We start from the raw sequence: 19,946 nt of genomic DNA, 5'->3' as shown, positions 1-19,946 counted from the left end.
CATGCGTCGTGTCGTCGTCACCGGCATGGGCATCGTGTCCAGCCTGGGCAACAACCAGTCCGAGGTCCTCGACAGCCTGCGCCAGGGCCGCTCCGGCATCACTTTCCAGCCGGAATACGCCGAACAGGGCCTGCGCTCGCACGTGGCGGGTTCGGTGCACCTCGATGCGCTCGACCGGATCGACCGCAAGCTCAGCCGCTTCATGGCCGACGGCCACGCCTACGCCTGGCTGGCCATGCAGGAAGCCATCCAGGACGCCGGCCTGACGCTCGACCTGGTGTCCAATCCGCGCACCGGCCTGATCGTCGGCGCCGGCGGCGCCTCGCATTCCTCGATCAACGACGGCATCCGGACCCTGCACGAAAAGGGCGTGCGCCGCGTCGGCCCCTACATGGTCACCAAGGCCATGGCCAGCGGCGTGTCCGCCTGCCTGGCCACCGGCGCCCAGATCAAGGGCGTGAACTACTCCATCAGCTCGGCCTGCTCCACCAGTGCGCACTGCATCGGCAACGCGGTCGAGCAGATCCAGCTGGGCAAGCAGGACATCGTCTTCGCCGGCGGCGCGGAAGAAGAACACTGGTCGCTGTCCTTCATGTTCGACGCCATGGGCGCGCTGTCCACACGCTACAACGACACGCCCGAACGCGCCTCGCGCACCTACGACGCCGACCGCGACGGCTTCGTCATCTCCGGCGGCGGCGGCATCCTGGTGGTCGAGGAATACGAGCACGCCAAGGCGCGCGGCGCGCGCATCCTGGCCGAGATCGTCGGCTACGGGGCGACGTCCGACGGCTACGACATGGTGGCGCCGTCCGGCGAAGGCGCGGTGCGCTGCATGCGCCAGGCGCTGGCGGGCGTGGACGCCCGCGTGGACTACATCAACACCCACGGCACCAGCACGCCGGTGGGCGACATCAAGGAACTCGAGGCCATCCGCGAAGTCTTCGGCGACGACCAGCCCTGGATCGCCTCGACCAAGTCGCTGTCCGGCCACGCGCTGGGCGCGGCGGGCGTGAACGAGGCGGTCTACACCCTGCTGATGATGCAGCACGGCTTCGTCGCGGCCTCGGCCAACATCGACACCCTGGACCCGGCGGCCGAAGGCATGAACATCCTGCGCGAGACCCTGCCGCAGGCCCGCATCGAGACCGCGCTGTCCAACAGCTTCGGCTTCGGCGGCACCAACGCCACCCTGGTGTTCTCGCGCGCGGGGCTCTGATCCCGCCCGCATCGCCTCCTTGGGCCTGATCCGGAACGGCCCGCCGCGCGCACCGCATGGCGGGCCGTTCCGGCTTTCGACACGGCCGGCGGCCGGACTCAGGACGCTTCGGCCGCGGCGGCGTCCGGGGTCTGGACCACGGTGGCGCGCACCAGCGCATTGCGGCCCGCGCGCCAGCCGGCCAGCGCCGTGCAGACGCCGAGTACGGCCAGCAGTCCGGTCGAGGCCCGGAAATTGCCCGCCCAGTCGTGCAGTACCCCGATCAGCAGCGGGCCGCTGGCGGCCAGCACGTAGCCCGTGGTCTGGGCCATGCTGGACAGGTGGGCGGCCACGTGGGCATCCCCGGAGCGCAGCACGATCAGCATCAGGGCCAGGGCGAACAGCCCGCCCTGGCCGATGCCCTGGATCACGGCCAGCGGCCAGATGGCCCAGCGCGGCCCCAGGATCATGCCGATCAGGGCCAGGGTGGCCGCGGCCGCCAGAACGACCGCCAGGCCGCGCTGGTCGCGGCAGCGCGCGGCCGCCACGGGCGTCAGCAGGCAGGCGGCGACCTGCAGCAGGATGGACAGGGAGGTCACCAGGCCGGCCTCGGTGCCGTCCAGCCCGCGATCGCGCAGCATCGGCGCCATCCAGCCCAGCACGCAATAGGCCAGCGCCGACTGCAGGCCCATGAACAGGGTGACGGCCCAGGCCAGGCCGTCGCGCCGCAGGCCGTCGACCGGCAGGATGTGGCGCCCGCCCGCCGGGCGGCCGGGGGCGCGCAGGGCGATCGGCGCCCAGGCCGCGAGCGCCGCCACGCCCGGGACGGCCCACAGCGCCAGGCCCAGGTCCCAGCGGCCGTCCAGGGCCCGGGTGACCGGCAGCGTGACGGCGGCGGCCAGGGCGGCGCCGCCCACAAGGCTCATGGTGTACAGGCCGGTCATCAGGGCCGCACGGTCGGAAAAATCCCGCTTCACCAGGCTGGGCAGCAGCACGTTGCCCAGGGCGATGCCCGCGCCCGCCAGGCCGGTGCCCAGGAACAGGCCCGTCACGCCCAGGACGCCGCGCAGGGCCGTACCCGCGGTGATCAGCGCCAGCACCAGCAGCAGGGTGCGCTCGATGCCGGTGCGCTGCGCCAGGCGCGGCGCGAAGGGGGCGAACAGGCCCATGCAGAGCACGGGCAGGGTGGTCAGGTAGCCGGCCTGGGCGCCGGTGAGGCCCAGGGCCCGGGTCAGTTCGGGCAGCAGGATGGCCGTGCTGGGAAACAGCGGGCGCAGGTTGGCGGCCAGCAGCAGGAGGCTGGCCGCCGTCAGCCAGACCGCCGGGCGGGTGACGGCCGGCTTCATGCGGCGCGGCGCCGGGTGTCCGGCAGGAAGAAGGCGGCCAGGCCCAGCAGCGGCAGGAAGGCGCACAGGTGGTAGACGAAGGCGATGCTGGTGGCGTCGGCCAGCCGGCCCAGCGCGGCGGCGCCGATCCCGCCCATGCCGAAGGCCAGGCCGAAGAACAGGCCCGAGACCGTGCCGGTCTTGCCGGGCATGAGTTCCTGCGCGTAGACGATGATGGCCGGGAAGGCCGAGGCGATCATGAAGCCGGCGCAGAACACCAGGATCAGGGTCCAGTGCAGGTTGGCGTAGGGCAGCGCCAGGGAGAACGGCGCCGTGCCCAGGATCGAGCCCCAGATGACGCGCTTGCGGCCGACGCGGTCGCCGATGGGGCCGCCGGCCAGCGTGCCGGTGGCCACGCCGGCCAGGAACACGAACAGGGAATATTGCGCCTGCTGGACGTCCAGGCCGAAGCGGTCGATCAGGAAGAAGGTGAAATAGCTGTTCAGTCCCGCCAGGTAGAAATATTTGCTGAAGATGAGCAGCAGCAGGATGAACACCGCGCCGCGCACCTGGCGCGCCGACAGGCCGTTGTCGGTCTTGCGCAGCGACGCGCGTCCGCGCACGCCGGACAGGTTGGCGGCGTACCAGCGGCTGACGCCCAGCAGGATGCAGATGCCGGCCAGCGCGGCCAGTGACACCCAGGCGACGCTTTCCTGGCCGTGCGGCACGATCAGCAGGGCCGCCAGCAGCGGGCCGATGGAAGAGCCGATGTTGCCGCCCACCTGGAAGATCGACTGGGCCAGGCCGTGGTGGCCGGCCGAGGCCATGCGCGCCACCCGCGAGGATTCCGGATGGAACACCGAGGACCCGGCCCCCACCAGCGTGGCGGCCAGCACCACCAGGGGGAAGTTCCAGGCCTGGGACAGCAGCAGCAGGCCGCAGCAGGTGAAGCCCATGCCGATCGGCAGGGAATAGGGCAGCGGGCGGCGGTCCGTGAACCGGCCCACCAGCGGCTGCAGCAGCGAGGACGAGAACTGGAAGGCCAGGGTGATGATGCCGACCTGGGCGAAGCTGAGGTCGAAGCGGCCCTGCAGCACCGGGTAGATGGCCAGCAGCACCGACTGCATCATGTCGTTGAGCAGGTGGGTGAGGCTGATGGCCCCCAGGACGGGGAAGGCGACGCCGGGCTCGGACGGAGGCGCGGCGGATGGCGCCGTGGCGAGAGAGTTTTTCATGATGGATCGGACGATGACATCCGCTCGATTGTACGCCGGTCCTGGAAGCCGGGCCGGGACATGCGCCGGCCGTAATGGAGGCTATTTCGTCGGCCGCGCCCGCACGCGCCGTTCCCGCTGTACGATCGCGGCTCGGGTCCGTCATCGGCGCTGGTTCGCCATCGGCTCGGGCCCCTCATCGGCTCCGGTTCGTCATCGGCTCGGGTCCGTCAGCCACGTCATTCATTCATTGATTCATTCATCTTCCAGGCGCGCTCCATGTTCCAGCGGGTTCATGATTCGTCCGGCGATCCGTTTCCGTTCGGCGCCGTCTTCGGCCGCCGGGTGCTGCGCGGGATCGGCCAGGTCTATCTGCTGCCCAGCGCCCGGGCCGGCGCCGTCCTGCTGGCCGCCGTGGCCTGGCAGTCCTGGACGCTGGCGGGCGCCTGCCTGCTGGGCGCCTTGACCGGGACCGTGTGGGGCCTGTCGGCGGGTCGCGCCGACGCCGGCGGCCGCGCCGGCCTGGACGGCTACAACGGCGCGCTGACCGGGCTGGGAATCATGGCCGTGCTGCCGCCCGGGCCGCTCGCCTGGTCCCTGGTGGCGCCCCTGGCCTGTCTGGCGACGTGGGCGGCGCGGGCATGGCGCAACCGGTGCGCGGCGCCGCCCTATACGGCGCCCTTCGTCCTCGTGACCTGGCTGCTGATGGCGGCGGCCGAAGGCCTGGACCTGCCGCGGGCCGCCGCCGCGGCCGCCGCCGATCCCGGCTGGGGCGAGGCGGTGCAGGGCGTACTGCGCGGGGTGGGGCAGGTGATGTTCCTGGACGATCCCCGCGCCGGCGCCCTGTGCCTGCTGGGCCTGGCGCTGGGCGCGCCCGGAGCGGCGCTGTCCGCCGGCCTGGCCTCGGGCCTGTGCCTGCTGGCGGCGGTCCTGGCGGGCTTCCCGCCCGACGCGGCCGGGCTGGGCCTGTACGGTTTCAACGCCGTGCTCGCGGCCGAGGCGCTGCGGGCGGTCCGCCCGGGCCGCCTCGAGCGCTGGCTGTGGCCCTGCCTGGGCGCGCTGCTCAGCCTTGGCCTGATGCGGGGCTTCCAGGCGCTGGAACTGCCGCCGCTGACGGCGCCGTTCCTGCTGGCGACCTGGGCGGTGCGCCAGGCCGCCCTGCGCCGGGGGGCTCAGGCCCGGGCGGCCTGATCGATCGGTGCGTGGCCGGCGGCGGGGCTGGACGGCGCCGGTTCGCCCGCCACCCCCGCCGCCCCGGCCACCCGCGCCTCCAGCGAGGCCAGGAAGCGCCAGACGAACAGCAGCGTGATCAGCAGCAGGCCCGGATAGCCCAGGCCGGCCAGGACGTAGGGGATGGTCGGATCGCCCTGGGCCACGGCATCCAGGTTGAAGCTGAGCAGCCCCAGGGTGATGAAGGCGCCGAAGAGCCACATGCCCATCAGCCACAGGCCGGCTTCCGCGCCGTGCAGCGTGCGGCCCCAGCGTCCCGCGCCGGCCGCGCGCGGGACCGCCTGCTCACGGGGAGCGGTGCGGGCGCGTAGCCCCAGCGTCAGCAGGTCGTAGATCAGCAGGCCCGCGCCGGTGAGGAAGACCAGGCCGAACACCGGCACCAGGACCTTGTAGAACTGCATCGCGGGGAAGACCTGGCCGCCGAACCAGTTCAGCCCCATGGCGCGGTACAGGAAGACCTGGATCGTGCCGCCGATGGCGAAGGCGAAGGCGATGCCCAGCATGCCGGCGAAGACCAGCCAGAAGGCGATCCGGCCCAGCCGCTGGTCGAAGTCCTTCACGCCGCGCAGCAGCGGGATGGCATAGTAGGCCGACGCGATGCCCAGCATGCCGAAGGTGCCGAACAGCGCCAGGTGGGCGTGGCTGGGCGTGACCCAGGTGCCGTGCGACCAGACGTTGGTCAGCGCGAAGGTCATGGTGAAGCCCAGGATGCCCGCTCCGACCTGCTCCAGCACCACCGAGCCGAGGATGAAGTAGAAGGCCGGGGCGTTTTCCAGCGGGCGGTGGTCCTGGTGGGCGTCCAGGTAGATGTGCCAGAAGCAGAACACCAGCGGCAGCGGTTCCAGGGCGCTGAACAGCGAGCCCCAGAACTGCCAGAATTCCGGCGTGCCGATCCAGAAGTAATGGTGGGCGTTGCCGATCAGGCCCGACAGCCAGACCATCGCCACGCCCCAGAACACGGCGTAGCCCACCGCCTTGACGTCGGCCTTGAACATCAGCACCAGCAGGAAGCCGACCAGGCTGATGTGGATGACTTCCCAGACGCCCTCGACCCAGTAGTGCACCACGTACCAGCGGAAGTATTCCTGCAGGTCCAGGCGCTCGACGAAGAACACGCCGAACAGCCAGACGAAGGTCAGGGCGGTGACCCCGATCGCCAGCCCCCAGTGGATCTCGTTCCATTCGCGGCGCGCCGGGAAGGTGCGCAGCACCACCCAGGCCAGGATGGCGAAGCCGACGAAGATGACGATGTCGGCGGCGCGGCCGGCCTCCAGGTATTCCAGGCCTTCCTGCAGCCAGGGCTGCCCCAGCCACCAGCCGGCGATGCCGTGCGCCGCCAGGGACTGGGTGGCGACGTTCCACAGCGTGACCGCCAGCAGGGCCCAGAACAGGAAGCGGATCAGGCCGGGAGCGGCCAGCTCGCGGCGCGACAGCAGGGGGCCGATGAAGAGGATGGTGCCGATGAAGCCCGACAGGATCCAGAGGATGCCGAGATTGGTGTGCTCGGCGCGCAGGACGTTGAAGTTGAGGATGCCCGAGAGCAGGTGCGGGTCCACGTGCTGCACGGCGATCAGCAGGCCGAACAGGACCTGGAATCCGAACAGCACCAGCATCAGCAGGAAGAAGCGCAGGCTCAGGCGCTGTGTCTGATAGTCGATCTTGATCATGATGGCTTCCTTTTCACAGGCTGCGCAGGAAGGCCACGATGGCCTTCATGTCGGCCTCGTCGATCAGCGCGTCGTAGGACGGCATGACGTGCGGCGGGTAGCCCGCGACGATCTGGGCGTCGGGCTGGCGGATCGAGCGGACCAGGTAGGCCTCGTCCGCCGTGACGGTGGTGCCGTCGGCCAGCTCGACCGCGTGGCCGGCCAGGCCGCCCCAGCCCGGACCCACCGTGCGCTTCTGGTCGGTGGCGTGGCAGGCCACGCAGCCCAGGTCGGAGACCAGCTGCCGGCCGCGCGCCACGGGATCCTGGGCCTGCGCGTCCGGCGCGGCGGCCGTGGCGGGGGGCGCCGTGGCGGCCGCGGCGACGGCCTGGCTGGCCGCCGGACTGCCGGCCGCCGCCGGCCCGGCCAGGCCGGCGGGGATCCGCCGATCCTCGCGCGGCTTGGGCGGCCAGCCCTCGGTGTGCATGGACGAGGTGTATTTCAGGAAGGCGATCAGCGCCGCGACCTCATGGGCGTCCAGCGGCAGGTTGGGCATCAGGGTGTGCCGGCCCCCGCGCTGGTCCAGCCGCTCGGCCACCCCGGGATGATGCCGCAGGTAGTCTTGCAGGTCGGCGGAGCCGGCGTCTTCCCGGACCGCGGGATTCTGCAGCTGCACCCGCACGGCGGCCGACGTGGGCCAGCCGCCCGCCGAAGGCAGGAAGGCGGCCAGCCAGGCGGGCCCGGCATCGGCGTAGATGCGCGTCAGGTCGGGCCCGAAATAGGCGCCGTTGCCGACGATGGTATGACAGCCCATGCAGTTGTAGGCCTGGAAGACGCGCTTGCCCTCCACCGCGTCGACGCCGCCGTACTGGATCGTATCGGGAATGGCCTGCACGCGGGACGGCAGGAAGGACCAGGCCGACAGCAGCAGGAAGATCGCCAGCATCAGCCCCAGCACGGCCAGGGCGGCGCGGCGCTTGGCCGGTTCGCGGCAGTCGGTACCGTTCAGGCAGCTCATGACCGGTCCTCCCTCGCCAGGCCTTCGCGCCCGGATGCCGGGGCCCGCGCCTGCTCGTCATGCAGGAACAGGGTGCGCAGGCTGCCCATGAAGACGTAGAACACGTACACCGCCAGGACGTAGCCCACCGCGATGTACAGCCACCACATGGCATGGGATTCCGGCCAGTATTCGAAATCCCGCCAGTAGGGCCAGGACAGCAGCACGCTGACCAGGCCGGCCAGGGCCGAGAGGACCCCGTCGATAATGCGTTGCGCCATGATTCCCTTTCCTCCAGGTTGCGGATGGCAGGAACAGTCTAGGAGCGGGGGTGGGCGGGGAGCCGCGAAGCCATCAAGCCGGATGCGGGATATGGTTGATGCGTAAAGAATCAGGAAAACATCAAACGATGGTTTTCTTTGCTGCGGCGCGAGATGAAGAAATGGCGCGAATGACCACGTCCAAGAGATTGTCTTTCAAGAATATATTCCTATGTATCATGGAGATACAGAATGTTCTTGATGTTTTTTCTGAGGAACGCGGACTGGGCGCCCGCGGGCGACGCGCAGAGCGCCCGAACCACAAGGATCAACTGCCGGGGTCGAGCGCCTTGATCTGGATCAAAATAGCGTAAAAATGGGGGTTTTCCCCAGGCGGTCACTCGATGTTCTGCGCCTGCTCCCGCATCTGCTCGATCAGCAGCTTCAGGTCGATGGCGGCCTGGGTGACGGACAGGGCGGCGGCCTTGGAGCCCAGGGTGTTGGCCTCGCGGTTCATTTCCTGGAACAGGAAGTCCAGCCGCTTGCCGCTGCCGCCGCGCGCCGCGGACGCATGCCTGCCGGACAGGATCTCGCGCAGTTCCTGCAGGTGCGAGCGCAGCCGGGTGAGTTCCTCGGCCACGTCCACGCGCAGGCCGAACAGGCTGGCTTCCTGGGCGATGCGGGCGGTGAGCTCGGCCCCGCCGATGGCGGCGAAGCCCTCCGGGCTGGCGGCCTCCAGGGCCTCGCGCAGGCGCTGGGCGACGCGCTCCTGGTGCTGGCGCACCAGGGCCGGCAGTTCGGTTTCCACGCGCGCGACGATGGCATCGACCTCCCCGGCCATGGCCAGCATCGCCTCGGCCAGCCGGGCGCCCTCGCGCTGGCGCGCGGCGCCGAATTCCTCCAGGGCCTGCGCGCAGGCCTGCTCGCACAGGGGCAGCCAGACTTCGGCGTCCAGCCCGCCGCGCAGCCCGCCTTCGCGCGGGAGTTCGGCCAGCGTGGGGGCGGGCAGGTCGGGAATGAACCGGCGCGCCCATTGCAGCTGTTCGGCCAGCGCGCGCACCGCCTCGGGATCCAGCGGGCGCAGGGCCTCGCGGTCGAGCGCGGCGTAGCTCAGCTTGAGCTCGACCTTGCCGCGCAGGGCCTGGCGGCCGACCAGGTCGCGCAGGCGGGATTCGGCGAAGCGCAGGTCTTCCGGGATCCGCAGGCTCAGGTCCAGAAAGCGGTTGTTGACGCTGCGGATCTCGGCGCTGATCGAGCCGGCGTCGGAATCCAGACGGGCGGAGCCAAAGGCGGTCATGCTGCGGATCATGGGGCGGTCTCGTCGGCGTTTATCTACAATGGGGCCTTATTGTAGTCCGGCCCCATCGCGCGGCCCATCGCAGGAAATTCCTTCATGACGCTCCCCTCCGCCCCCGTTTCCGCCCCGCCGCGGCCGTCCGGCCGCCGGCCCGACGAACTGCGCCCCATCGAACTGCTGACCGGCTATACGCGCCACGCCGAAGGCTCGGTGCTGGCCTGCATGGGCGACACCCGCGTGCTGTGCAACGTCAGCGTGCTGGACAAGGTGCCGCCCTTCCTGAAGGGGCGCGGGCAGGGCTGGGTCACGGCGGAATACGGCATGCTGCCGCGCGCCACGCACACCCGCGGCGAGCGCGAGGCGGCCCGCGGCAAGCAGAGCGGCCGCACCCAGGAAATCCAGCGCCTGATCGGCCGCGGCCTGCGCGCGGTGTTCGACCTGCAGGCGCTGGGCGAGCGCACGCTGCACCTGGATTGCGACGTGCTGCAGGCCGACGGCGGCACCCGCTGCGCCAGCATCACCGGCGCCTGGGTGGCGGCGGCGCTGGCGGTGCGCCGTCTGATGGCCGGCGGCCAGCTGGCGGCCGATCCGCTGCGCGGCCAGGTGGCCGCCGTCTCGGTCGGCATCGTGGGCGGGCGCCCGGTGCTGGACCTGGACTATCCGGAAGACGCCGCCTGCGACACCGACATGAACGTGGTCATGACCGGCGCCGGGGATTTCGTCGAGGTGCAGGGCACGGGCGAGGGCGGCAGCTTCCGCCGCGACGAGCTGGACGGCCTGCTGGACCTGGCCACCGCCGGCATCCAGGCCCTGATCCGCGCGCAGGCGCGCGCCCTGGAGGCGGCATGAAAACAGTGGCCCCCACGCCGCGCCAGCGGCCAGCTCGTCTCGGGACGGCCCGGCGATGAAAAAGGTCGTGCTGGCCTCGGGCAATCCGGGCAAATTGAGGGAATTTTCCGCCAGCCTGGCGGCCGCCGGCATCGACATGGTGCCGCAGAGCGCGCTGGGCGTGTCCGAGGCGGAGGAACCCTTCCACACCTTCGTGGAAAACGCCCTGGCCAAGGCGCGCCACGCCAGCCGCGCCACCGGCCTGCCGGCGCTGGCCGACGATTCCGGCCTGTGCGTCCACGCCCTCGGCGGCGCGCCCGGCGTCCATTCGGCGCGCTACGCCCGGATGCCGGACGGCACGCGCTCGGACGCGGCCAACAACGCCCGGCTGGTGGCCGAGATGGCCGGCCGCACCGACCGGCGCGGCAGCTACGTCGCCGTCCTGGTCTACATGCGCAGCGCCGACGACCCACGCCCCATCGTGGTCGAGGGCTCCTGGGACGGCGAGGTCCTGGACGCCCCGCGGGGCGCCAACGGCTTCGGCTACGACCCGTATTTCTACCTGCCCGACCTGGGCATGACCGCCGCCGAGCTGCCCCTGGAGCAGAAGAACATTCTCAGCCACCGCGCACGCGCCCTGCGCGGCCTGCTGTGGGCGCTGCGCGGCGAATTCGGCTCGTTCCCGGACCAGGACGGCGGCCCGGCGGGCGGAGCGCCGCGATGAAGCGCCTGGTGCCCGTTCCCACGCCCGAACGCGAAGGCGATGGCCGCCCCGGCGTGCGCGGCAAGCCCGGCCTGGTGGCGCTGCCGCCGCTGTCGCTGTACGTGCACGTGCCCTGGTGCGTGCACAAATGCCCGTATTGCGACTTCAATTCGCACGAGCGCAGCGGCGAGCTGCCGGAAGAAGCCTACCTGCAGGCGCTGCAGGCCGACCTGGAGCAGGCCGTGCCGGACGTCTGGGGCCGGCCGGTCTCGACGGTGTTCTTCGGCGGCGGCACGCCCAGCCTGCTGTCGGCCGAGGCGATCGACCGGATCATCGGCCTGTTCCGCGCCTACCTGAACCTGCCCCCTGGCGTGGAGATCACCCTGGAAGCCAATCCGGGCACCGCCGAGGCCGCCCGCTTCCAGGGCTACGCCCAGGCCGGGGTGAACCGGATTTCGCTCGGCATCCAGAGCTTCGACGACGACAAGCTGCGCCGCCTGGGGCGCATCCACGACGCCGCCCAGGCGCGCGCGGCCATCGAAATGGCCCAGCGCGCCGTGGACCGGGTCAACCTGGACCTGATGTTCGCGCTGCCGGAGCAGACCCTGGCCGAGTGCGAACGGGACGTGCGCGAGGCCCTGGCCTTCGGTACGGGGCACCTGTCGCTCTACCACCTGACGCTGGAGCCCAACACGGTCTTCGCCAAATACCCGCCCCGGGTGCCGGACGACGAACTGAGCGCGGCCATGCAGGATCGGGTGGCGGAACTGGTGCAGGCGGCGGGCTTCGACCGCTACGAGGTCTCGGCCTACGCGCGGCCCCACCAGGCCTGCCAGCACAATCTGAACTACTGGCGCTTCGGCGACTACCTGGGGATCGGCCCGGGAGCGCATTCCAAGATCTCCTTCCAGGACCGCATCACGCGCCAGGCGCGGGCGCGCATGCCGGACGCCTGGATGCGGCTGGCGACCGAGGGGGCCGGCCGGCACGTGGTCGAACGCCGCGAGCTGAGCCACGGCGACCTGGGCTTCGAGTTCATGCTCAACGCCCTGCGCCTGCGCGAAGGCGTCGAGGGCGGGCTGTTCATCGAGCGCACCGGCCTGTCGCTGATGGCCCTCCTGCCGGCCATGCGCCGCGCGGTGGAGCGCGGCCTGCTCGAACCCGGCCTGGACCGGATCTGCGCCACGCCCCAGGGCTGGCGCTTCCTGAACGATTTGCAGATGGAGTTCCTGTCCTGAGCCCTTGGGCCGCCGGACGCCGGACGTCGAGCACCGGACACCGGGCCGCCGCCGGACGTCGAATGCCGAAAAGGGCCGGTCCCCGCGGCGGAGGCGCGCCGGGACGCCCGCCTCCGGCCTCCCGCATCCATGCACGCGGATTCGCACCGTTCTGGTGCATACACCCGGATCTGCACTAGAATGTGCACCTGAATGGTGCGTCCATGCGCCGAAATGACCGCCCCGGCACCGGCAAAGGGCTCACGCCCCCTGGAATCGCGGCCCTGAAAGTTGGCACGGTCATTGCTAATGAAACCGACGAAGCCTCGGGCTTTCCCCTTTGACGACATGACTTGGCGCAGGAGCTTTTATGTCCACCCCTGAAAACGTTGTGCAGATGATCGCCGAACGCGAAGTGGCGTTCGTGGATTTCCGCTTTACCGACACCCTGGGTCGGGAACATCACCTGACCGTCCCCGCGGGACTGGTGGACGAGGACCGGATGGAATCGGGCGTCGCCTTCGACGGCTCGTCGCTGCCCGGCTGGAAGGGCATCGAGGCCTCCGACATGATCCTGATCCCGGACGCCGGCACGGCCCGCCTGGATCCCTTCCGCGAGGAAACCACGCTGATCCTGACCTGCGACGTGGTCGAGCCGTCCGACCTGAAGGGCTACGACCGCGATCCGCGCTCCCTGGCCCGCCGCGCCGAGGCCTACCTCAAGTCCAGCGGCCTGGGCGACACCGCCTACTTCGGCCCGGAACCCGAATTCTTCGTCTTCGACGGCGTGAGCTGGAACGCGGACATGAGCGGCAGCTTCGTCAAGATTTCGTCGGACGAGGCCGCCTGGTCCAACGCCAGCGAGTCCAACGGCAACAACCTGGGCTACCGTCCCGCCGTCAAGGGCGGCTACGTGCCCGTGCCGCCGATCGATTCCTTCGCCGACATGCGCTCGGAAATGTGCCTGCTGATGGAGCAGATGGGCGTGCCCGTCGAGGTCCACCACCACGAGGTCGCCAACTGCGGCCAGCTGGAGATCGGCACGCGCTTTTCCACCCTGGTGCAGCGCGCCGACTGGACCCAGATCATGAAGTACGTGATCCGCAACGTGGCCCACGTCTACGGCAAGACCGCCACCTTCATGCCCAAGCCCGTGGTGGGCGACAACGGCTCGGGCATGCACGTGCACCAGTCCATCTGGAAGGACGGCCAGAACCTGTTCGCCGGCAACGGCTACGGCGGGCTGTCGGAATTCGCCCTGTACTACATCGGCGGCATCATCCATCACGCCCGCGCCCTGAACGCCCTCACCAACCCGGGCACGAATTCCTACAAGCGCCTGGTGCCGCACTACGAGGCGCCGGTCAAGCTCGCGTATTCCGCGCGCAACCGCTCGGCCTCGATCCGCATCCCCTACGTCAGCAACCCCAAGGCGCGCCGCGTCGAGGCGCGCTTCCCGGATCCCCTGGCCAATCCGTACCTGGCCTTCTCCGCCCTGATGATGGCGGGCCTGGACGGCGTCCAGAACAAGATCCACCCGGGCGACCCGGCCGACAAGAACCTCTACGACCTGCCGCCGGAGGAAGACGCCAAGATCCCGACGGTGTGCTCCTCGCTGGAACAGGCCCTGGAAGCCCTGGACCGCGACCGCGAGTTCCTGACGCGCGGCGGGGTCTTCAGCAACGACCTGCTGGACGCCTACCTGGACCTGAAGGCCAATGAGCTCGACCGCCTGCGCGTGACCCCGCACCCGGTCGAATTCGACCTGTACTACACGCTCTAGCGGGGCCCGGGGTGGACACGTCCGGCCTCGACCTGCTGCGCACCGCGGTCCTGCTGCTGGACGAGTCCCACCACATCCGCCATGCCAACGGCGCGGCGGAGGAACTGCTGGGCCAGTCCCTGCGCCAGCTGGCGGGGCAGCCCGCGCAGCCCTGGCTGGAGGGCTTCGACAGCGTCCTGAAGACGCCGCTGCGCGGCCAGCCCTGGGCCTGGGTGATCGAGATTCCGGTCCATCAGGGCAGCCACCTGGACGACCTGCGCCAGGCCCGCGGCCGCCAGGCCGCGCAGCGCGAGACCCTGCGCAACCTCGCCCACGAGGTGCGCAATCCCCTGGCGGGCCTGCGCGCCGCCGCCCAGCTGCTGGAAATGGAGCTGCCGCGCGACGACCTGCGCGAATACACCCGCGTGATCGTGGCCGAGGCCGACCGCCTGGCCGACCTGGTGACCCGCCTGGCCTCGCCCAGCCAGCCGGCCGCCGCGCCCAGCGTCTTCAACGTCCATGAGGTGTGCGAGCGGGTCCTGGCCCTGATCCGCCTGGAGTTCGGCGAGCGGATCCGCCTGGAGCGCGACTACGACGCCTCGGTGCCGGACATGCGCGCCGACCGCGACCCCCTGCTGCAGGCGCTGCTGAACGTGGCGCGCAACGGCGCCCAGGCGCTGGCCGAGACGGCGGACGTGGCCGCTCCGGTGCTGCGGATCAGCACCCGCATCCTGCATCAGCCGGTGCTGGCCGACGGCCAGCACCGCATGGGGCTGCGGATCGCGGTCGCCGACAACGGTCCCGGCGTGCCCGAGGCCCTGCGCGACAAGCTCTTCCATCCCCTGGTGACCGGGCGGGCGCAGGGCACCGGCCTGGGCCTGAGCCTGGCCCAGGAATGCCTGCAGCGCCAGGGCGGCCTGCTGGAATTCGATTCCGCCCCCGGCCGCACCGAATTCCGCCTGCTGCTGCCGCTGGAGGTCGCATGAGCGGGATGCGGGGAGCCAGGGGGCGGGCAGCCGGAAGGCGGGGCATCGAAAGACAGGGAGCCGCATGAACCCGATCTGGATCCTGGACGACGAGCCCGGCATGCGCTGGGTGCTGGAAAAGGCCCTGGACAGGGCCGGCTGGCCGGTGCGCAGCTTCGCCGACGGCGCGGCGCTGAAGGAAGCGCTCGACGCGCTGGAGGGCGCGGAGGACCCGTGCGCGCCGGCCGTGCTGGTGTCCGACATCCGCATGCCGGGCCCCGACGGCCTGACCGTGCTGGCGGCGGTGCGCGCGCGCCTGCCCGGCCTGCCCGTCATCATGATGACGGCCTATACCGACCTGGACACGACCGTGGCGGCCTTCGAGCAGGGCGCCTTCGACTACCTGGCCAAGCCCTTCGACATCCAGGCCGCCGTCGAGCTGATCGGCCGCGCCGCCCAGTCGGCGCCGTCGCGCACCCGGGCCGGCGCCGCGGGGGAAGACTCCGCCGGCGATGCCGGATTCGTGCTGGGCGAGGCGGAAATGGCGCCCTCGCAGTCGCCCGCCATGCAGGACGTGTTTCGCGCCATCGGCCGCCTGTCCCAGTCCGGCGCCACGGTGCTCATCACCGGGGAATCGGGAACCGGCAAGGAGCTCGTGGCCCGCGCCCTGCATCGGCACAGCCGCCGCGCCGCCGGCCCCTTCGTGGCGGTGAACGCCGCCGCGATCCCGCGCGACCTGCTGGAGGCCGAGCTGTTCGGCCACGAGCGCGGCGCCTTCACCGGGGCGGTGCAGTCGCGCCGGGGACGCTTCGAGGAAGCCGATGGCGGCACGCTGTTCCTGGACGAGATCGGCGACATGCCGGCCGAGCTGCAGACCCGCCTGCTGCGGGTGCTGGCCGAAGGCGCCTTCTACCGGGTGGGCGGCGCGCGGCCCGTCCAGGCCGACGTGCGCATCGTGGCCGCGACCCACCAGCCGCTCGAAGAGCGCGTGCGCGCGGGCCTGTTCCGCGCCGACCTGTTCCACCGCCTGAACGTCATCCGCCTGCGCCTGCCGCCCCTGCGGGAGCGCCGCGAGGACATCGAATCCCTGGCGCGGCATTTCCTGGCGCGCAGCGCCGCGGAACTCGGCGTGCCGGTGCGCCGGCCCGATCCCGCCGCGCTGGCGGCGCTGCGCCGCTTCGACTATCCCGGCAACATCCGCCAGCTGGAGAACGTCTGCCAGTGGCTGACGGTGATGGCGCCCAGCGCCGAGGTCGGGCTGGAGGACCTGCCGCCGGAAATCCTGGGCGCCGATGCCGCCGGCGCGGCCGATTCCGCAAGCGGACCGGGCAGCGGTCCCGCTGGAGCCGGTTCCGCCCCTGGCGCCGGCCTCGATCCCGCGCATGCGCCGGGGCAGGGCGGCGCGGCGCGGCCCGACTGGCGCGCCGCCCTGGAGGCCGAGGCGCGCGGCCGGCTGGCCCGCCGCGAACCCTGCGTGATGGACACGCTGCAGCGGGACTTCGAGCGCACGCTGCTGCGGGCCGGGCTGCGCCAGGCCGGCGGCCGCCGAGGCGAGGCCGCGCTGCGCCTGGGGATCGGCCGCAACACCCTGACCCGCAAATGCCGCGAACTGGGGCTCGACGAACCGGACACGGATCGGCCCGACGAGGACTGAAGTCGGGCGCCGGCGTCTCGAACCGCTCAGGCGGCGGCCGGGGGCGCGCCGCGCAGGGCGGCCTGGGCGCGCCGGGCCATCAGGGCCTCGCGCTGGATGAAGGCCGCGATCTCCGGCGTGGCGGGGTGGTGGTGCATGCCGTAGGGCGTGTCCCACTGGGCCAGCCGGCCGGCCTGCAGGATGCCGATCCGGTCCGCCACGGCGAAGGCCTCCGCCTGGTTGTGAGTGACCACCAGCGCCGTGCGCCCCGCCGCCTTCAGCAGGTCGCGCAATTCAAACGCCAGCCGTTCGCGGGCGTCCACGTCCAGGTTGGAGAAGGGCTCGTCGAGCAGCAGCAGCTCGGGTTCGGGCGCCAGCGCCCGGGCCAGCGCCACGCGCTGCTGCTGGCCGCCGGACAGCTCATGGGGGCGGCGCGCCTCCTGGCCCGCCAGGCCCACCAGCTCCAGCAGGGCGCGCACGCGCCGGCCGCGCTCGGCGGCGTCCAGGCGGCGCAGGCCGAAACCGACGTTGGCCGCCACGTCCAGGTGGGGGAACAGCGCGTAGTCCTGGAACATCATGCCCACGCGCCGGTGCTCGGGCTCGACGCGGGCGCCTTCGCCCGACAGCAGGCGCCCGTCCAGCCGGATCGAACCGCCGTCCAGCGGCTCGAAGCCGGCGATGGCGCGCAGCACGCTGGTCTTGCCGCAGCCCGAGGCGCCCAGCAGGCAGGCGATCTGGCCGCGCTCCAGGGTCAGGCTCAGGGCGCGCAGCACGGGGCGCCGGCCGCCGTCGGCGGCGTAGCTCAGGGAAATCCGGTTCAGTTCCAGCATGTCGGGCTCTCAGGCGGCGGGCCGGTCCATCAAACGGGCCAGCAGGATCACGGGCAGCAGGCCGGCGGCGACGATGCCCAGGGCGGCGATGGCGCCTTCCTCGTAGGTGCCGCGCGCGGCCTCGGCGTACAGCCAGGTCGCCAGGGTGTCGAAGTTCAGCGGCCGCAGCAGCAGGGTGGCGGGCAGTTCCTTCATCGCGTCCACGAACACCAGCAGCGCCGAGGCGGCCAGAGCCGGGCGCAGCAGCGGCAGGTGCACGCGCCGCAGCGTGCCGTGGACGTTCTCGCCCAGCAGCCGCGCGGCCTGGTCCAGGGACGGCGGGATCCGGTCCAGGCCCGCTTCCAGCGTCCCCACGGGAATGGCGAGGAAGCGGATCACGTAGGCCAGCGCCAGGGCGGTCGGGGTGCCCAGCAGCACCAGGCCCGCCGGGTCCAGCCCCGCGCCCGCGCGCAGCGCCGCCAGGCCCCGCTCGACCGCCATCAGGGGAAACAGCAGGCCGATCGCCAGGACGGTGCCGGGCAGGGCATAGCCCAGCGTCGCCAGCCGGGGCAGGGCGCGCCGCCAGGCGGCCGCCCGCGGCAGGATGCGGCGGCTCCAGGCGACGACCAGGCCGATGGCCACGGTGGCAGCCGTGGCCAGGGCCGAGACCGTCAGCGTCTGCTCCGCGGCCCGCAGCAGGGCGGGCGAGGGGCCCTGGCCGCCGCCCAGCCGTTCGAGGGCGAGGGCCAGCAGGTAGGCGGCCGGCGCGGCGAAGCCCGCCACGACCGGCGCCAGGCCCAGCAGCGCCGCCAGCCAGCCCGCCGCGCCGCGCAGCCGGCGCGGGCGGATCGGCGCCGCGCGGCGGGCGCCGGTGTAGCGCAGGCGCCGCCGGCCGTGGCGCTCGACCGCGATCAGGACGGTCACCAGCGCCAGGGCCACCAGCGCGATCTGCGCGGCGCCCGCCAGGTCGGAGCGCGTCACCCAGGTGGTGTAGAGGGCCACGGTCAGGGTCTGGACCCCGAGGAATTCGGAGGCGCCGATGTCGTTCAGGGTTTCCAGCAGCACCAGGCACAGGCCCACGGCGATGGCCGGACGGGCCAGTGGCAGGGCCACGTGGCGGAAGGCGCTCCACGGGCCGTGGCCGAGCAGCCGGGCGGCTTCCATCAGGTGGGCCGCCTGGCTGGCGAACATGCTGCGGGTGGTCAGGTAGACGTAGGGATAGAGCACGAAGGCCAGCAGCACGATGGCGCCCGGCAGGCTGCGCAGGTCGGGCAGGCGGAAGTCGCGCGGGCTGGCATGGCCCAGCAGGGCGCGCAGGGCTTCCTGGACGGGGCCGATGGGATGCAGGATGTCCAGGTAGGCGTAGGCCACGACGTAGGTGGGCACGGCCAGCGGCAGCAGCAGCGCCCAGGACAGGATCCTGCGGCCGGGGAACTCGTAGGCCGTCACCAGCCAGGCGGCGCCCACGCCCAGGGCGGCGGCCAGCAGGCCGACCCCGGCGAGCAGGCCCAGGGTCTGGGCCAGCGCGTCCGGCAGCACGAAGCGCAGCAGGTGGCTCCAGTGGCCGCCCGAGCCCGCGCCCGCCTGGCCCACCAGGGCCAGGACCGGCGCCAGCACGCCCAGCGCCGCCAGGGCCGTTCCGGCGTGCCAGGGCCAGGCCTGGAACCGGCCGCCCGCCGCCCTGGCGTCCCGCCTTGCCAAGACTTCCCGCCTATCGGTTCAGGCCGACGCGATCGACCAGCTCGCTGGCCTGCTTGCGGTGGCGCGCGATCTCGGTCAGGGGCAGGGTGTCGATGCGCAGGAGGCCGAAGCTCGCCACGGTCGGGTCCAGCATCACGCCCGCCTTGACGGGGTATTCGTAGTTGGCCTGGGCGTAGAGGGTCTGCGCCTTGTCCGAGATCAGGTATTCCAGCAACCGGACGGCCTCGGCGCGGTTCGGCGCATGGCGCGCCACGGCGGCGCCGGAGATGTTGACGTGGGTGCCCGGCGCATTCCTGAAGGTGGGCCGGATGACGCGGATGGCGTCGCCCCAGCGGCGGGCGTCGCTGCCTTCGGCCGCGTTCTTCATGTGGCCGGCGTAGTAGGCGTTGGCGATGCCGACGTCGCAGATCCCGCCCAGGATGTCGCGCGCCACGTCGCGGTCGCCGCCGGCGGCGGGGCGGGCCAGATTGGCCTTCACGCCGCGCAGCCATTGTTCCGCGGCCTCGGGGCCGTCATGGGCGATCATCGCGGCGATGAGCGCGGTGTTGTAGGGATGCTGGCCGGAGCGGATGCAGACCTTGCCCTTCCAGCGCGGGTCGGCCAGGTCCTCGTAGTGGAAGGACTTGATGTCCAGGTCCTTGGCGACGTAGGCGACCCGGTCGCGCAGCGACAGGGTGAACCACTGGTCGTCGGCCCCGCGCAGGTACGCGGGGATCGAGGCCTTCAGCGTGGCGGAGTCGACCGGCTGGGTCACCCCGCCGTCCACCAGGTCCAGCAGATTGCCGATGTCCACCGTCATCAGCACGTCGGCCGGCGATTGCGCGCCTTCGGCGCGCACCCGTTCCAGCAGGCCGTCCTTGACGAAGACCGTATTGACCTTGACGCCGGTGTCCTGGGTGAAGGCGGACAGCAGCGGCTCGACGAGCTTGGGCTCGCGGGTGGTGTACAGATTGACCTCCGCCGCCAGGGCGGTGCCCGCCATCAGCGGCAGGGCGGCGGCCAGCAGGGACAGGCGTCGGACGACGGAAGGGGCGCGGAGACGGATGGGCATGGCGGCGGCTCGCTCGAAGAGTTAAAATGAGAACAATTCTCAAATAGGCCCGAAATTTAGCATCGCGTTCAGCTTAAAGCAAGCTGAACGTATTAAAATGCGCCCCGATC

General features: G+C 71.7%; 17 protein-coding genes. 8 read left to right on the top strand and 9 right to left on the bottom strand.

Annotation, left to right across the window (positions count from 1 at the left end; translation table 11 throughout):
- Window position 1: 1 nt before the first annotated feature.
- Window positions 2-1,219 carry a beta-ketoacyl-ACP synthase I gene (fabB, locus tag HNR28_RS14190; RefSeq protein WP_151025480.1) on the top strand — a complete coding sequence of 406 codons (1,218 nt, stop codon included), beginning with the start codon at window positions 2-4 and terminating at the stop codon, window positions 1,217-1,219.
- 98 nt (window positions 1,220-1,317) lie between these two features.
- Here fabB and HNR28_RS14185 read toward each other — a convergent pair whose 3' ends face one another.
- The gene (locus HNR28_RS14185) at window positions 1,318-2,544 is read right to left on the bottom strand and encodes a CynX/NimT family MFS transporter (RefSeq protein WP_244978311.1); all 1,227 of its coding nucleotides are present in this window, start codon (window positions 2,542-2,544) and stop codon (window positions 1,318-1,320) included.
- Window positions 2,541-3,758, bottom strand: a complete 1,218-nt coding sequence (locus tag HNR28_RS14180) for an MFS transporter (protein WP_043682690.1) — start codon at window positions 3,756-3,758, stop codon at window positions 2,541-2,543. The genes HNR28_RS14185 and HNR28_RS14180 overlap by 4 nt, the downstream gene beginning before the upstream one ends.
- A 258-nt stretch (window positions 3,759-4,016) precedes the next feature.
- Here HNR28_RS14180 and HNR28_RS14175 point away from each other — a divergent pair, with 258 nt between their 5' ends.
- On the top strand, window positions 4,017-4,928 hold the full coding sequence (locus HNR28_RS14175; protein ID WP_151025521.1) for an urea transporter: 912 nt from the start codon (window positions 4,017-4,019) through the stop codon (window positions 4,926-4,928).
- Here the strand turns inward: HNR28_RS14175 and HNR28_RS14170 are convergent.
- From HNR28_RS14170 to HNR28_RS14155, 4 genes are all read right to left on the bottom strand, one after another.
- The gene (locus HNR28_RS14170; RefSeq protein ID WP_211369354.1) at window positions 4,910-6,634 is read right to left on the bottom strand and encodes a cbb3-type cytochrome c oxidase subunit I; all 1,725 of its coding nucleotides are present in this window, start codon (window positions 6,632-6,634) and stop codon (window positions 4,910-4,912) included. The two genes, HNR28_RS14175 and HNR28_RS14170, sit on opposite strands and share 19 nt — an antisense overlap.
- A gap of 13 nt (window positions 6,635-6,647) precedes the next feature.
- Window positions 6,648-7,631, bottom strand: coding sequence for a c-type cytochrome (locus tag HNR28_RS14165; RefSeq protein ID WP_184142980.1), 984 nt, complete (start codon window positions 7,629-7,631; stop codon window positions 6,648-6,650).
- Entirely contained in the window at window positions 7,628-7,891 is a 264-nt protein-coding gene (locus tag HNR28_RS14160) for a hypothetical protein (RefSeq protein ID WP_151025362.1), read from the bottom strand. Before HNR28_RS14160 ends, HNR28_RS14165 begins: the two co-directional genes overlap by 4 nt.
- Before the next feature lie 376 nt (window positions 7,892-8,267).
- Window positions 8,268-9,179, bottom strand: coding sequence for a YicC family protein (locus HNR28_RS14155; protein WP_043682684.1), 912 nt, complete (start codon window positions 9,177-9,179; stop codon window positions 8,268-8,270).
- Window positions 9,180-9,263: 84 nt separating this feature from the next.
- Between HNR28_RS14155 and rph the strand changes: the two genes are divergently transcribed.
- From rph to ntrC, 6 genes are all read left to right on the top strand, one after another.
- Complete coding sequence (gene rph / locus HNR28_RS14150) at window positions 9,264-10,016, top strand: ribonuclease PH (RefSeq protein WP_151025360.1); 753 nt, start codon at window positions 9,264-9,266, stop codon at window positions 10,014-10,016.
- 55 nt (window positions 10,017-10,071) lie between these two features.
- Complete coding sequence (gene rdgB, locus HNR28_RS14145) at window positions 10,072-10,719, top strand: RdgB/HAM1 family non-canonical purine NTP pyrophosphatase (RefSeq protein ID WP_052355771.1); 648 nt, start codon at window positions 10,072-10,074, stop codon at window positions 10,717-10,719.
- The gene (hemW, locus tag HNR28_RS14140; RefSeq protein ID WP_151025359.1) at window positions 10,716-11,936 is read left to right on the top strand and encodes a radical SAM family heme chaperone HemW; all 1,221 of its coding nucleotides are present in this window, start codon (window positions 10,716-10,718) and stop codon (window positions 11,934-11,936) included. Before rdgB ends, hemW begins: the two co-directional genes overlap by 4 nt.
- 349 nt (window positions 11,937-12,285) lie before the next feature.
- Window positions 12,286-13,698, top strand: a complete 1,413-nt coding sequence (gene glnA / locus HNR28_RS14135; RefSeq protein WP_043682679.1) for a type I glutamate--ammonia ligase — start codon at window positions 12,286-12,288, stop codon at window positions 13,696-13,698.
- A gap of 11 nt (window positions 13,699-13,709) precedes the next feature.
- The gene (gene glnL, locus HNR28_RS14130; protein WP_151025358.1) at window positions 13,710-14,663 is read left to right on the top strand and encodes a nitrogen regulation protein NR(II); all 954 of its coding nucleotides are present in this window, start codon (window positions 13,710-13,712) and stop codon (window positions 14,661-14,663) included.
- Window positions 14,664-14,727: 64 nt separating this feature from the next.
- Window positions 14,728-16,296: a nitrogen regulation protein NR(I) gene (ntrC, locus tag HNR28_RS14125; RefSeq protein WP_043682675.1), complete on the top strand. Its 1,569-nt coding sequence runs from the start codon at window positions 14,728-14,730 to the stop codon at window positions 16,294-16,296.
- 26 nt (window positions 16,297-16,322) lie between these two features.
- Here the strand turns inward: ntrC and HNR28_RS14120 are convergent, their stop codons facing one another.
- Genes HNR28_RS14120 through HNR28_RS14110 form a run of 3 tightly spaced genes read right to left on the bottom strand, consistent with a single transcriptional unit; the run spans window position 16,323 to window position 19,836 of the window.
- A complete protein-coding gene (locus HNR28_RS14120) occupies window positions 16,323-17,105 on the bottom strand; it encodes an ABC transporter ATP-binding protein (RefSeq protein ID WP_151025664.1) in 783 nt (260 codons plus the stop codon).
- Window positions 17,106-17,114: 9 nt separating this feature from the next.
- The gene (locus HNR28_RS14115) at window positions 17,115-18,785 is read right to left on the bottom strand and encodes an ABC transporter permease (protein WP_184142977.1); all 1,671 of its coding nucleotides are present in this window, start codon (window positions 18,783-18,785) and stop codon (window positions 17,115-17,117) included.
- Window positions 18,786-18,795: 10 nt separating this feature from the next.
- Window positions 18,796-19,836, bottom strand: coding sequence for a Fe(3+) ABC transporter substrate-binding protein (locus HNR28_RS14110; protein WP_151025384.1), 1,041 nt, complete (start codon window positions 19,834-19,836; stop codon window positions 18,796-18,798).
- Window positions 19,837-19,946 lie beyond the last annotated feature (110 nt).

The sequence above is a fragment of the Castellaniella defragrans genome, assembly GCF_014203015.1.
GTDB lineage: Bacteria > Pseudomonadota > Gammaproteobacteria > Burkholderiales > Burkholderiaceae_B > Castellaniella > Castellaniella defragrans.
Note: the sequence above shows the minus strand (reverse complement) of the source record. Positions and strands in the feature narration are given on the sequence as shown.